Origin of the sequence: Aliidiomarina sedimenti (genome assembly GCF_003986955.1) — a bacterium.
Classification (GTDB): domain Bacteria; phylum Pseudomonadota; class Gammaproteobacteria; order Enterobacterales; family Alteromonadaceae; genus Aliidiomarina; species Aliidiomarina sedimenti.
In genome coordinates this window covers 65637-79114 of the sequence record NZ_PIPN01000005.1, presented here as the reverse complement: position 1 = coordinate 79114, position 13478 = coordinate 65637, and the positions used below count along the sequence as shown (strand labels likewise).

The window sequence follows — 13478 nt, the reverse complement described above, 5'->3', positions numbered from 1 at the left end:
CAGTCGCTACACCTAAGCAGCCTATAATGGATGCAAGCAAGGCCTGTTGCCGATATGATTGGCAACAGGCCTTTTTATTTGAAAAGCAATGAAGGAGTTTTAGATGGAGCTCAGCTCGCCGGTTTGGTTGCTGGCCCTTGCCGCGGTAACAACATTTGCCCTTGGCGCAGGTGTTTACGGGTTATGGAACCTGAAACCTAAACGCCTGCTGGAAGCGCGTTACGACGAACTTGCCCGGCGCTTCGAAGCGCAGCAGGATGATCTGCGTGAAGCACAGCACTACCAACAACAACTTCAGGTAAAGCTGGCCAGCACTCGCACTCAGTCTGAGCAAATTAAACAGCATGCGGATGAAAAAATAAGCCTGCTGCAGCGCAGTGAGGAGCGCCTCGAAAAAGAGTTTGAACGCCTTGCCGGACGCATCCTGGAACAAACCTCAGCGCAATTCAATAAACGAAACCAGGAAACATTGAGCCATACGCTGGCGCCTCTGCGTCAGCAAATCGATACCTTTCGCCAGCAAGTGTCTCAGCAGTTTAATGATGAAACCAGGGAACGGGCGTCGTTAAAACAGGAACTGAACCAGTTACGTCAGCTTAATCAGCAAATGGCGTCGGAAGCCCAGGCTCTGACCATGGCCTTAAAGGGTGATAATAAGCAGCAGGGCAACTGGGGCGAAGTGGTATTGGGTCGTATGCTCGATCAGTCCGGGTTGAGAGAGGGGCACGAGTATACAACTCAGCGTCAACACCGGGATGAAGAGGGAAAAAGCTTTAAGCCCGATGTGGTGGTTCATTTGCCGAATGACAAAGATGTGGTTATCGATTCGAAAGTGTCGTTAACCGCGTACGAACGCTATTTCAACAGTGACGATGAGGCCATGCGAGAGCAGGCAATGCAGCAGCATCTGCAGTCGTTGCGTCAGCATATAAAAGAGCTTGGCAAAAAGAATTATCAGAGTTTAGATGGCGTACGAACGCTCGACTATGTGTTGTTGTTTATTCCGCTGGAACCAGCGTTTCTGCTTGCAGTGGATAAAGATCCCGAGCTGATTAGTCTGGCTTTGGATAACAATATCATGCTGGTTAGCCCGACCAACCTGCTGGTTGCCCTGCGCACGGTCCACAATATCTGGCAGTACGAATATCAGAACCAGAATGCGCAGCGTATTGCTGAAGACGCAGCCCGGCTTTATGACAAGTTTGTTGGTTTTGTCGATGACATGCAGAAGGTGCGCGGCGCGCTGCAAAACTCCGAAAAGCACCTGGATTCCGCGTTTAACAAATTAGCCGAAGGGCGAGGCAACATCATCAGTCGGGTAGAGAAGTTCCGGGCGATGGGAGTACAGCCGAACAAACGTCTGCCACAAACTCCGGACATCGACGAGGCGGATTAATCGGCGCGGAAACTGGTACCATAGATGTCGTTGTATAAACGTGCCAGATAGGGCCGTTCGGCAGCCGGGACCCAGCTCATATGCATATCAAAGTACTCCTGCGTGCGGCTCAGCTCTTCAATCGCCAGATTGACGCTTTGCAGAAACTGCTGGCCCTGCTCGCTACGATTACACAGCAGGTAGCCAAGCAAGGCTCGGTCCGCTTCACGTAACGGAATGACTTTAAGGTCAGGTTGCGCCTGATTACTCATCTGAATAAAGCGTTCCATCGCGACTGATGTATGAATCGTGAGGTCGATGCGTCCACTGACGAGCATATCGAAAAGCCCGGACGCTTGATCAGGCACCGATCGGATCCACAACTGGTTACTATGGCGGTCTCTGCTCAGCGCTTGATCTAAGTCCTCACCGTAGGAACGGCCCCGGACCAGGCCAAGGGTGAGATTCGGGCTCAATGAAAGCACCTCCTGCAATGAGAGATGGTCGTCTTCTGAAGCGGACTTTAACGCTTCGACCTGGTCCGCCAGCCGATGAGAGGCCAGCATATACAATCGCAGCGGCGGGAAAACCACCTGAGGCAGGGCCGATGCATAGGCATACTGACCACGTTCTTCATTGTAAACACTCTTACCACGACAGACATGGGCCTGTTCGCTCAACATCGCCTGGGCGCGGGCCGAGTTTACAAAGCGTGGCTGGACATCGAAGTCCTTCAGGTAGGGCTGATACAGCGCAAGTAACTGACTATTGATATCAGAAGAGGACGTCGGGGTTGCGACGGGCACGTCAGGGTCAACATCAGTTAACCAGGTAATACGCGGAGGAGACTGCTCAGACGCGGACGCTGAGCTTAGGATGCAAAAGCCGATAATGTAAAGTAAGCGCTGGAACATAGGTATAAAACCTCGGGCCATGAATAAATAAATCAACACTTAGCTACTAATACTACGATGAATGTTTAGGTTCGGCAATGGCCTTTGTTAAAAATTATAACCAATTAGTAACATGAGACCGGAAACACCAAATATCACCAGTTCACTGTCGATCTGTTTATAGCGAAAACCAAAGCTGGGAATCGCGGCGGGTGAGGTCCCATAGTCATTCAGCGGCACTTTGTGCTGATACTCATCGCGGTAGCCATGGATAAACCCGGCCGTTAACTTTATATAGAGGGCACTGTTGTCACCCTGCCAGATATCATAGTCATACCCGGCATAGGCGTAGACGGACGACTGATAATACGAGTTATTGAAAAAGGCAAAGCCGAGTAGCGGCGTGGCATTCTCTAACGCCGGAAAACGTGCATCGAGAGGGATTGACAGCATATTCTGCCCACGCCGTTCCAGACCAATGTAATTCTGGTTATTATTTTGTCCGGGTTGAGGGTTGAAATGTTGCGTCCACAACGAGGTGCTCAGGGTGTATTTATTGTTGGCGGCTCCTTTGCCGGATTCCGCGTGTGCGGAGCCGACGATAAGGGCAAACAGAGATAGCAGATTAAGCAGCCTGCGAAACGGCAAAATACACCTCGGGATTGTCAGGTCTGTTGGGTTGGAGCTAATACTATGTATCTTCGCCGCCGCCTGCAAATATCCCCCGGAATTTTTGCATAGTTATGACAAAGTTGTAGTCAGGTCTGGTTTGCCGCTAGACTAGGGGCTCGCGAATAAAAAGCTATAAATGATGCGCTTAAATTATATCAAGCTGGCTGGTTTTAAGTCCTTTGTTGACTCAACCAAAGTACCTTTCCCCGAGCAGATGACCTGTGTAGTCGGGCCGAACGGCTGCGGAAAATCAAATGTGATTGACGCGGTGCGCTGGGTTCTGGGCGAAAGCTCGGCGAAAAATTTGCGCGGCGATGCAATGACCGATGTTATTTTTAACGGATCCAATTCGCGTAAACCAGTCTCCCGTGCCAGTGTTGAACTGGTTTTTGATAACAGTGAAGGACGTTTGCAGGGGGAATATGCCAGTTACCAGGAGATTTCTGTTAAACGCCTGGTGACCCGGGACGGCCAGTCCAGCTATTTTCTCAATGGCAGTAAGTGCCGGCGCCGCGATATTACGGATCTGTTTCTGGGGACAGGGTTAGGGCCACGTAGCTACGCAATTATTGAACAGGGTATGATTTCCCGCTTAATCGAGTCCCGCCCGCAGGAACTGCGTGTCTTTATTGAAGAAGCTGCAGGCATTTCAAAATACAAAGAGCGACGCAAGGATAGTGAGAGCCGGATGCGCCGCACGCGGGAAAACCTGGAACGATTAACCGATGTGCGCGACGAACTGGGCACCCAGCTTGCCAAATTGCAACGTCAGGCTGCAGCGGCGCAGCGCTATAAAACCTTAAAAGCAGAAGAGCGGACGCTTAAGGCACAGTTGCAGGCATTGCGCTGGCTGCACTATCAACAGCAATGTGACCGGGTTGAAGCTCAGCTGCGTGACGAACAAACCGAGTTAGAGCGCTGGATAGCCGAACAACGTGGCAGTGAACGTGGTCAGACCGAGCTTCGTGAACGCCAGGCACAACTCAAAGCTGACTTTGATAAAGCGCAGCAAGCTTTCTACCAGTGCAATAATGATATTACCCGGATGGAACAGAGTATTCAGCATCAACGTCAGTTGGCGGACCAACGACGGCGTGATCTGGACGAAGCGACGCTGCAGCTTGAACAGTTACGTAGCCAGCTGGACGAAGAAAGCGCTGAGGCTGAGTTGATAGCAGAAACGCTGCTCCAGCTCGAGCCTGAGTTTGAGCTTAAACAGGCTGAGCTGGAAGAAAGCAGTGAGCGTTTACTCGAGCTTGAAGAGGCGTTGCAAAACCAGCAGCAGGAAGCCGACGCGCTCGCGCAGCGAATGCGCGATAAGAATCAGCGGATCCAGGTTGCTCAGACCGAGCTGGCCGGGATGGAGAGCTTACAACAGCGGCTGGATGTGCAGTATCAGCAGGCGCAAACGCGACTGGCGCAGTTACAGCAACAGAATTTGCAAGCGGAACAGACGCAGTTAAGCGCCACCCTGAGTGAGAGTGAACAGCAGTTAGCGGAAGCGGAACAGACTCATCAGGCAGCAAAGCAGCATAGCCTGCAACAAGCGACTGAACTGGAGGCGCTGAGTGTAGAAGTACACCAGCTGAACAGTCAGCGGCAACAAGTCAGTGGACGCATTGCTTCGTTTGAGCAATTGCTGGCCAGTGCCGAACCAGCTCAGCAGCCAGCACTGGATAGCTGGCTTCAGGGCCAGGCGCATGCGCCGTCCTTGTTGCAGCTGCTGGAGGTTGATACACGCTGGCAAAGTGCCGTTGAAGCGGTGGCAGGCGCGCTGCTACATGCCCCTGTGTTGCGTCAGGCTGAGTTTGAAACATTATTGCAAGCGCCGTTAACCCAGGGGGGACTGTTGCACCTGCATAAAATTGCTCAGCCGCCCCCGGCGAAAAGCCTGGCAACCCGGTTAACTGGTGATGCTGCGCATCTGCACTTGTTCCGGAATGTGGCACTGGTCGCCGACGGAGAGGAAGCGGCAGAGTTATTTGGCCAGCAGTCCTACCTGATGGCGGTCGACCAGGCAGGGCGGCTGTATACCCCGGATGGTATTCAACAGCCAACCGATTCGGCGGACAGTGTTCTTGCCTGGCAGCAGAACTTACAGCAATGGCAGGCTGATCACGCGCAATTGGAACAGCAGTCGTCGGCGCTGGAGCAACGGCAACGTGAGTTGCGCGAGAAAAAACAACGCAGCGAAACCGAACTGGAGCGTGTTGCTGAGCAACTGCGCAACCGTCAGCAGCAGGTTCTCGAGCAGCGCACTGAATTGCAATCGTTGCAGCAACGACTCGAGCAGCAGCAACAAGAGCGTGACGAGCTGGAACAAAGTGTCGAAGAATTATCGCTGACCCTGGCCGAACAGGAAGAACGTAAGCTGGCGTTGGAAGATGAACTCGACAGCCTGCGTATTGAAGTAAGTGATCAGGAGCCGGCAGAACAGCTGCAGCAACAACAATTAAGTCAGGCACGGCAACAATTGCAGGCGGTGCGCGACCAGCAACAGGTGGTGCAACAGGATGTCCACCAGCTGCAACTGAAGCAGCAGCAGGCACAGCAGTCGCAGGCGCATTTGCAGCGTTCGATGCAACGCAGCAGTAGCAATGAAGAGGCGTTACGTGAGCGTATAGCGGGTCTGCAGGGCCAGCAGCAGGATCAGGATACGACCGAACAACAGGAAGAGCTGGCGGAAGCGCTGGCTCGCCGTGAAGACGCTGAGGCGGAGAAACAGGCATTTGCTGAGGCTCTGGCTGAAGTCGACGCTGAGTTGAACGTACTCAACAGCGGCCAGCAAGGTGTGCAGCAGAAAATTGAGCAGCAGCGAGAGCAGGTCGAAGCCAGCAAACTTGAGTTGGCTGCCTCCCGCGAGCGCGGTCATAGTCTGCTCGAAGGGTTGCAGGAAACCGGCTATGCATTAAAAGAAATACTGGAAGCCATGCCGGAGGACGCAGACGAAGGTGAATGGCAGCAGCGACTAGATAAGATAGCCCGCTCGTTGCAGCAGCTTGGGGCGATTAACCTGGCGGCGATCGAAGAGGCGGAAGCTCAGGCGGAACGAAAGGCTTACCTCGACAGTCAGTATGATGATTTGAACGAATCACTTGCGTTGCTTGAAGATGCGATTAAAAAGATCGATAAAGAAACACGGCAACGTTTTCGCAAAACTTTCGATCAGGTCAATAGCGATCTGAGTCAGTTATTCCCTAAAGTATTCGGGGGCGGCAGTGCCTACCTGGCACTGACGGACGACGACCTGCTGGAAACCGGTGTCACTATCATGGCGCGCCCACCGGGCAAGAAGAACAGCACTATTCACTTGCTTTCGGGTGGGGAAAAAGCGTTAACGGCATTGTCGCTGGTATTTGCTATATTTCGCCTGAACCCTGCGCCTTTTTGCATGCTCGATGAGGTGGACGCACCATTGGATGATGCCAACGTGGGTCGTTTTTGTAGATTGGTGCAGGAAATGTCAGAATCGGTACAGTTTATTTATATCAGCCATAATAAGATAGCGATGGAGATGGCGACCCACCTCGCTGGGGTAACCATGCAGGAACCAGGTGTGAGTCGCCTGGTCGCAGTCGATGTGGATGAGGCCGTGGCATTGGCCGACGCCTCCTGATACTAACAAAGGGTTACAAGGACACGATGGATAGCTTACGCATTGCTCTAATGATAATTGGTTTACTGGTGATACTGGCTCTGCTTGGTAAGGGGCTATGGACTATCCGCAAGAATAACCAGCAAGCGCGAGGAGAGCAGGAAACCCTTGAACGCAAACGTAGCCGACAAGCGGACGATCTGTTCAGTGCCGCCGATGATATTGATCTCAGCGAGGAGACTTCGCGACCACCGCGTGACGTGTCGACCAGACCGGGTCGCAGCCGTAAGCGTGAGCCTGAGATCGCGACCGATGTGGAAACTGATCTGCTGCACGATGAGCAGTTGCATGAGCCAGATCTGCAACAAATGGAAATCGATTTGAATGATGAGCGAGCCTCAGTTGAGCAGCAGCAAATGGGCTTACTTGATGACAATGACCAACGGGTGGATGACAGCCGGGGCGCAGAGCAGTCGCCGCAGGCAACAACCGATCAGGTGCAGCATGTTGAGAACGACCAGCACAGCCCGCTAGAAGAGCCTGCAGACGCGAAGGAAGAACCTCAATCAGAACCTGCAGCAAAGGATGACATGGAAGTGATCACCTTGTTTATTACCGGCGATATTCAGGGTGCCATACTGTTGCAGATGACCGCTGAGCTGGGACTCAAATATGGTGAGATGGATATTTTTCACCGCCACCTGGAGTCCTCCGGACATGGACCTGTGTTATTCAGCGTGGCGAATATGTTTAACCCCGGGACCTTCGATATCCATAGTATGGAGCGGTTTCATACAGAAGGACTGGTGCTGTTTATGACCCTGCCACTCAAGAGTGACGGTCATCAGGCGTTCACTATGATGTACAATGCGGCAAATAAAATCGCGGACGCAATGCCCCGCGCGGCGGTTCTGGATGGAAACCGTAACCCGGTGACCAAACAGTCCGTGCAGCATACGTATCAGCGGATTCGCGAATTCGAACGTAAACAGCGTTTGCAAAAGCCCACGACCAACTGGTAGTTCAGACATGACAACATCTTTATCACTGGCCGCTGCGAAAGCCGAGCTGGAAGACTTACGCGATCGTCTGCAGCAATTTAATTATGAGTATTATGTGCAGGACGCGCCGAGCGTGCCAGACGCGGAATATGACCGACTCTTTGCACGGGCAACGGAGCTTGAGAGTCAGTTCCCGGAACTGGCCAGCGATGAGTCGCCCACGCAAAAAGTAGGCGCACCGCCGTCAGGGGCCTTCGCCACCGTTACCCATGAGGTGCCGATGTTGTCACTCGATAATGCCTTTGACCAGGTATCGATGGAACAATTTATTCGCCGGGTCGAAGAGCGGAGCGGGGAGCAAAGGCTGCGCTGGTGTGCAGAGCCTAAGCTGGATGGTGCCGCCGTCAGTATTCTGTATGAGAACGGCAAGCTGGTGCGTGCTGCTACCCGTGGTGACGGCTATCAGGGCGAAGACATTACCGCCAATGTGCGGACCATTAAAAACGTGCCGTTGCGCTTACGCGGCGATGTCCCGGCGCGGCTGGAAGTGCGTGGTGAAGTATTTATGCCTGTGGCAGGCTTTAGCGCCTATAACGAGAAAGCGCGCGAGCTGGGGGAAAAAGTATTTGCTAATCCACGCAATGCGGCGGCTGGAAGTTTGCGCCAACTCGATTCGCGAATTACCGCCCGGCGACCGTTGCAGTTTTATGCCTACGCGATGGGAGAAGTCGAACCGGCTCGGGAACTGGATGACGACAGCCACTACCAGCGTTTAATGCAATTAAAAGACTGGGGTGTACCGGTCTGTCCTGAAACTCGCCAGCTGGATACCAGTGACGCCTGCTTTGAGTATTATGCAGATATCCAGCAACGCCGCGCCGCGTTGCGCTATGAAATTGATGGTGTGGTATTTAAGCTTGATGCAATCGACCTGCAGCAGCAACTGGGCTTTGTTTCACGGGCGCCACGCTGGGCGATTGCGTATAAATTTCCCGCCCAGGAGGAGCTTACCTGGTTGCGCGGGGTCGACTTTCAGGTCGGCCGAACAGGCGCTATAACCCCTGTAGCCCGGCTGGAGCCGGTGACAGTGGCCGGGGTTACGGTATCCAATGCGACGCTGCACAACGCGGATGAAATAGAGCGGCTGGGCGTTCGTATTGGCGATCGCGTGATCGTTCGGCGCGCTGGCGACGTTATTCCCCAGGTCGTTGGAGTGGTGTTGGATGAACGTCCGGCGGACACGCAGGCCATTGAGTTTCCAACCCAGTGCCCGGTCTGTCAGTCCGCGATTGAACGTGTTGAAGGCGAAGCTGTGGCGCGGTGTAGCGGTGGTTTGTATTGTGCGGCACAGCGCAAGCAGGCGCTGATGCATTATGCATCGCGTAAGGCTATGGACATCGACGGGCTGGGTGACAAACTGATTGAACAGCTGGTAGAGCGCGAGTGGGTACAGAGCCCGGCTGAACTCTATAGGTTAACCACGCAGCAACTGGCATCGCTACCGCGGATGGGAACGAAATCGGCGCAGAACCTGGTCGCTGCCATAGATAAAAGCAGGGTCACCACGTTAGCCAAATTTCTATACAGCCTGGGTATTCGGGAAGTAGGGGAAGCCACGGCGCAAAATCTGGCGCTGCACTTTGCATCGCTGGATAACCTGATGGCTGCAGACAAAGAGGCATTGCAGGACGTCAATGATGTGGGTGTGGTTGTCGCAGAACACGTTTATGCGTTCTTTCGTGAGCCACATAACCTGGCTGTTATCAATGCGTTGATTAGCGGCGACAAGGCCGTCAGCTGGCCTCAGCTAAGTGCCCCGAGTCAAAGCGAACAGCCGTTGAGCGGTAAGACCTATGTGTTAACCGGCACCTTGACAGAGATGACCCGGGATGAGGCGAAAGCGCAGTTGATGGCGCTTGGAGCAAAAGTTGCTGGTAGTGTCTCAGCCAAAACCAGTGGTGTGGTTGCCGGCGAAAAAGCAGGATCGAAGCTGGCTAAAGCCGAAGCACTGGGGGTCCCAGTGCTCAGCGAAGCAGACTTACTGGCGTTACTCGGCGCGGCGGATGGATAAGTCGCGCATGGTGCGCTCGGCCACGATAGTGCTAAGGCCATCTTCAGTTAACTCAAAACGCAGGCGTGGGTGAGAGCTGTCGAAAAGATATTGCCGTTCGTTCATGCGCAGGCGAACACCAAAATTTATCTCCGGATTCTCAGTTGGCATTAGTTCCAGTTCGTAGTCATCCACGGTGACCAGAAAGGTCTTAATCGGCTGATCAGAAAATTCCAGAATGTACGCGTGGCCTTCACCGTCCAGGATCAGATTCAGGTAGTAGGCTTGCGGTGGCGTGTCGCGGAAAATATAGTCCGGTCCAGCGCGGAAATACCAGCCACGGGTCTGGCTGCGCTGAAAGCCGAGTAACATGTCGACTTCAATTTCTTCGCCGTCAGCGAGCACCGCCTGACCTTCTATCCGATACGAAAAACCGCGGCTATCTTCGTCATTTGTGTCGGCTTTAACGGACGTTGCCAGGGCCCAGCAAATCAAACACAATCCAATTAAAAGTAGCCGTTTCATCAGATATTTACCCGGGTTACGTCAACATATAAGGTGAGCCGTTGGCCTGGCTGTAAAAAGCGCTGACGGTTGATCTCATTCCAGCGCTCAATGTCCGCAATGGAAACACTGAAACGATTAGCAATCCGGTCCAGCGAATCGCCTGAACGAACCTGATAATACACCGCCCGGACCACCGCGCCATCGCCCGCATTGGACGGGCGTTCCTGACGCCAGATGGTCAGCGTCTGACCAGGACGAAGAAAGTCCCCCGGCGCCATATTGTTCCACGAGGCCAAGCTGCGTACCGGCACGCTGTATTTGCGGCTAAGATCCCACAAGGTATCACCACTGGCGACCTGGTGGTTAATACGATGATTGCCTCGCGAACGGTTTTGCGTCGATACGCGGCGTTGCTCAGCACTCAGCGTGTATTCTTCGAGATCGAGACTGGCCACCGGAATTAATAAATGGTCTCCCTGGCGGATAACGTGCCCGTCGAGTTCATTGGCTAACTGGATGGCGCGTGCGGTTGTACCGTATTGATTTGCAATCCGAATCAGCGATTCGCCGCTTTGTACCTGATGGCGTTGCCAGTTCATCCACTGCTCAGGCGACGTTTGCGCCAGGGCAACGTTAAACTGCTCGGCGTTGGCCACTGGCAGCAGTAAACGATGGGGGCCGTCCGGGCCGGTAGCCCAGCGATTATAACCAGAGTTAAAACGATGCAATTCGTGCAAAGTCATCCCCGCCATTTCAGCGGCTTGCGCTAAGTCAATCTGATTCTCAAGTTCAATCACCGCGGTTACCGGCTGGTTGGCAACATAACGCCAGTCAACGCCATAGTTTTGGCTGTCACGTAACAGCTCGGCCAGCGCGAGGATTTTTGGAACGTAGTTTTGCGTTTCGCGAGGTAAGTTTAACGACCAGAAATCGGTATCCAGACCGGCATTTTTGTTGCGGCGGATAGCTCCGGCGACCCGGCCCTGGCCGGCATTGTATGCAGCCATAGCGTGCAGCCAGTCACCGTCGAAGGTACGGTGCAGGCGTTCCAGATAATCCAGTGCCGTATCGGTGGCAGCAATGATGTCGCGACGGCCGTCGTACCACCAGTTGATATCCAGTCCGTAGTAAGTTGCCGTGCTCGGGATAAACTGCCAAATGCCTGATGCACTGCCATGAGAGTAGGCAAAGGTATCATAGGAACTCTCGACCACCGGGACCAGCGCTAGCTCTACGGGTAACCCACGTTCCTCGATACGCTCAATAATCAGATATAAAAACGGTGCCGCCTGCTGTGAAATGCGATCAATGTAGCTGGAATGCCGGGTGTACCAATCAATATGGGTTTGCACTCGTTCGTTAAGCGGCACGTCAATGCTCATCTGCAAGCGCATACGATCCCACAGGTCAGCCTGTTGCTGAGGGGAGAGGCTGCTATCGGTCGAGGTGGGTGTCGGTAAATTGACGGGGGCGTTTAGCGCGTATAACGCCAGGCCCTCGTCCATGGAGTGAGTGCGTTCCTCGTCAGTATAAGGCTTCGGCATCACATTATCAGAAACCCATTGGGTCGCCTGGCAGCCAGACAAAGCAAGGGCACCGAGTACCGCAAGACATATTTTTTTCATATACAACCTATGTAGCGCACGGCTTTTAAAGCCATTTTATCGTTAAAGGTAACCGCTACGCGGCTACTTACTGATGTAAATTTAAGCAAAATCTACGCCAATGATACATATTGATTGGTATGCCATTGACTTAAAAGTTATCTTTCCAGTTGCGTAGACAGGCAAAGACTTCTACCGGGTCACTAAGACTGGTTTGCGCATGGATTTGTGCTGCATCTTTGACGCTTTGCAAGTGACAGCGCAAAAAGGGGTTAATTTCTGCCTCCAAGGCTAACGTAGATGGCAACGTTGGCATATCCTGTTGACGTTTTTTTTGCACCCATTGCGAATGTTTGTCAAGCATACGGTTGTCGGGTTCCACCGCCTTTGCAAAGGCAAGGTTGGCCGCCGTGTACTCATGAGCGCAATATACCAGGGTATCCTCAGGTAGCTGTCGAAAACGCTGTAAACTGCTAAAAAATTGGTTTGGTTCGCCTTCAAACATGCGACCGCAGCCGGCTGAGAACAAAGTATCACCGCAAAACAGCCAGGGTTCAGCGTAGAAGGCAATATGATCGAGCGTGTGTCCCGGGCACGCGAGCACTGCCAATTCAAGAGGCAGATCAGGCACCTTGATAGTATCACCATCCTCTAGCCGGTGGGTAATACCTGCGATGCTATTATGCGGGCCGAATACCGGGCAGTCGAAGCGCGCCACTAACTCGTCAATGCCACCAGTGTGGTCGTGATGATGGTGGGTAATCAGGATCGCACTAAGTGTTAACTGGTGCTTGTCCAGGTACTCAAGTACCGGCGCCGCTTGACCTGGGTCGACGACCGCGCAATGCTTATCGTCACTAGCGTCAATCAGCCAGATGTAATTGTCGTCAAACGCACGAATGGCATGTAATTGCATAAGTCTGCATCCTCAGTCAGAGTATACTGCCCAGTATAAGGGGCCTTAGATGTTAATAAAACCAGCTTTAGTCGCACGTTCCAAACGTCAGCCATTGGCCTGGCGGGATCTCGCCCACGGCAGCTACCTGTGTCAGGCGGAGCGCAACGCATTGGCTCCGTACTGGGCAACCATAGCCGGCGATTACGCGCTCCAGTTGGGTCGGTTAAGTGAAGCCATTTCAAAAGGTTGCCGGGCACGTGAGAAAGTCCCGGTACATCCTGGCGATGACGCCCGGGTGCGGGCCCAGCTGAACGCATTACCTTTTTCCCGGCGCAGTGTCGATGTGGTGATCATGGCGCATGTACTTGAGTATGCGGATGACCCCCACCAGTTACTGCGTGAAGCAGACCGTAGTCTGGCGTTTGACGGGTACCTGGTCCTAACCTTGTATAATCCGCTCGCGCTGGCAACCCTGACCGGGTTATTTCCCGGCAGTGCGGGCAAACCTCCATGGAGTGGTCGCTATTTTAGTAAGGCCCGGATCGAAGACTGGCTGGGGTTATTGAACTATGAAGTGTTGGCCAGTGGTTACGCTGGCAGCCGCGCGCTTTGGCCAGGCCGCAGTGATGCCAGTCACGAGAGCGAAAATCGAGTGTGCAACTATGTTCCCTGGCTGCGCAGCTGCTATTATTTGATTGCCCGTAAGCGCGTGTTCCCATTAACCCCGAGCCCGGGGTTTCTCCAGTTTGCACGTCAGGTTACAACCCCGAAAGCCATGCCGTCACCGAGCAGTCGAAATATTTGACATGCTTAATATTGCGTTTATAATTTATTGGTTATAAGTATATTCTATTTTTGAATATGGTAGCTGGCGATAATAAGC

At 53.2% G+C, this 13478-nt stretch carries 10 protein-coding genes; 5 read left to right on the top strand and 5 right to left on the bottom strand.

The features are described 5' to 3' along the window. Positions 1–103 precede the first annotated feature (103 nt). Positions 104–1396 carry a DNA recombination protein RmuC gene (gene rmuC / locus CWE12_RS11020; protein WP_126789772.1) on the top strand — a complete coding sequence of 431 codons (1293 nt, stop codon included), beginning with the start codon at positions 104–106 and terminating at the stop codon, positions 1394–1396. Here the strand turns inward: rmuC and CWE12_RS11015 are convergent. Together CWE12_RS11015 and CWE12_RS11010 are read right to left on the bottom strand one after the other, a co-directional pair. Further along, complete coding sequence (locus tag CWE12_RS11015; RefSeq protein WP_126789771.1) at positions 1393–2289, bottom strand: hypothetical protein; 897 nt, start codon at positions 2287–2289, stop codon at positions 1393–1395. The genes rmuC and CWE12_RS11015 overlap by 4 nt on opposite strands. 87 nt (positions 2290–2376) lie before the next feature. Next, positions 2377–2916 carry a sn-glycerol-3-phosphate transporter gene (locus tag CWE12_RS11010; RefSeq protein WP_126789770.1) on the bottom strand — a complete coding sequence of 180 codons (540 nt, stop codon included), beginning with the start codon at positions 2914–2916 and terminating at the stop codon, positions 2377–2379. Positions 2917–3079: 163 nt separating this feature from the next. Here CWE12_RS11010 and smc point away from each other — a divergent pair, with 163 nt between their 5' ends. The 3 genes from smc to ligA are packed head-to-tail and all read left to right on the top strand — an operon-like array spanning position 3080 to position 9607. Further along, positions 3080–6556 carry a chromosome segregation protein SMC gene (smc, locus tag CWE12_RS11005; protein ID WP_126789975.1) on the top strand — a complete coding sequence of 1159 codons (3477 nt, stop codon included), beginning with the start codon at positions 3080–3082 and terminating at the stop codon, positions 6554–6556. Between the two features lie 26 nt (positions 6557–6582). Further along, the gene (gene zipA, locus CWE12_RS11000; RefSeq protein ID WP_126789769.1) at positions 6583–7557 is read left to right on the top strand and encodes a cell division protein ZipA; all 975 of its coding nucleotides are present in this window, start codon (positions 6583–6585) and stop codon (positions 7555–7557) included. Positions 7558–7564: 7 nt separating this feature from the next. After that, positions 7565–9607 (top strand): NAD-dependent DNA ligase LigA, encoded by a 2043-nt coding sequence (gene ligA / locus CWE12_RS10995; RefSeq protein WP_126789768.1) that lies wholly within the window; start codon positions 7565–7567, stop codon positions 9605–9607. Here the strand turns inward: ligA and CWE12_RS10990 are convergent. From CWE12_RS10990 to gloB, 3 genes are all read right to left on the bottom strand, one after another. Continuing rightward, positions 9584–10111, bottom strand: coding sequence for a hypothetical protein (locus CWE12_RS10990; protein WP_126789767.1), 528 nt, complete (start codon positions 10109–10111; stop codon positions 9584–9586). The two genes, ligA and CWE12_RS10990, sit on opposite strands and share 24 nt — an antisense overlap. Continuing rightward, positions 10111–11718, bottom strand: a complete 1608-nt coding sequence (locus CWE12_RS10985) for a LysM peptidoglycan-binding domain-containing protein (protein ID WP_126789766.1) — start codon at positions 11716–11718, stop codon at positions 10111–10113. The genes CWE12_RS10990 and CWE12_RS10985 overlap by 1 nt, the downstream gene beginning before the upstream one ends. Positions 11719–11848: 130 nt before the next feature. Further along, positions 11849–12613 carry a hydroxyacylglutathione hydrolase gene (gloB, locus tag CWE12_RS10980; RefSeq protein WP_126789765.1) on the bottom strand — a complete coding sequence of 255 codons (765 nt, stop codon included), beginning with the start codon at positions 12611–12613 and terminating at the stop codon, positions 11849–11851. Between the two features lie 49 nt (positions 12614–12662). On the opposite strand from gloB, the gene CWE12_RS10975 reads away from it, so the two are divergent. Further along, positions 12663–13400 carry a class I SAM-dependent methyltransferase gene (locus CWE12_RS10975; RefSeq protein WP_126789764.1) on the top strand — a complete coding sequence of 246 codons (738 nt, stop codon included), beginning with the start codon at positions 12663–12665 and terminating at the stop codon, positions 13398–13400. Positions 13401–13478 lie beyond the last annotated feature (78 nt).

What these genes read in the sequence shown, in the direction of transcription:
- rmuC (WP_126789772.1), top strand. Translation starts at nt 104, where the DNA reads ATGGAGCTCAGCTCGCCGGTTTGGTTGCTGGCCCTTGCCGCGGTAACA.
- CWE12_RS11015 (WP_126789771.1), bottom strand. Translation starts at nt 2,289, where the DNA reads ATGTTCCAGCGCTTACTTTACATTATCGGCTTTTGCATCCTAAGCTCA.
- smc (WP_126789975.1), top strand. Translation starts at nt 3,080, where the DNA reads ATGCGCTTAAATTATATCAAGCTGGCTGGTTTTAAGTCCTTTGTTGAC.
- zipA (WP_126789769.1), top strand. Translation starts at nt 6,583, where the DNA reads ATGGATAGCTTACGCATTGCTCTAATGATAATTGGTTTACTGGTGATA.
- ligA (WP_126789768.1), top strand. Translation starts at nt 7,565, where the DNA reads ATGACAACATCTTTATCACTGGCCGCTGCGAAAGCCGAGCTGGAAGAC.
- CWE12_RS10990 (WP_126789767.1), bottom strand. Translation starts at nt 10,111, where the DNA reads ATGAAACGGCTACTTTTAATTGGATTGTGTTTGATTTGCTGGGCCCTG.
- CWE12_RS10985 (WP_126789766.1), bottom strand. Translation starts at nt 11,718, where the DNA reads ATGAAAAAAATATGTCTTGCGGTACTCGGTGCCCTTGCTTTGTCTGGC.
- gloB (WP_126789765.1), bottom strand. Translation starts at nt 12,613, where the DNA reads ATGCAATTACATGCCATTCGTGCGTTTGACGACAATTACATCTGGCTG.
- CWE12_RS10975 (WP_126789764.1), top strand. Translation starts at nt 12,663, where the DNA reads ATGTTAATAAAACCAGCTTTAGTCGCACGTTCCAAACGTCAGCCATTG.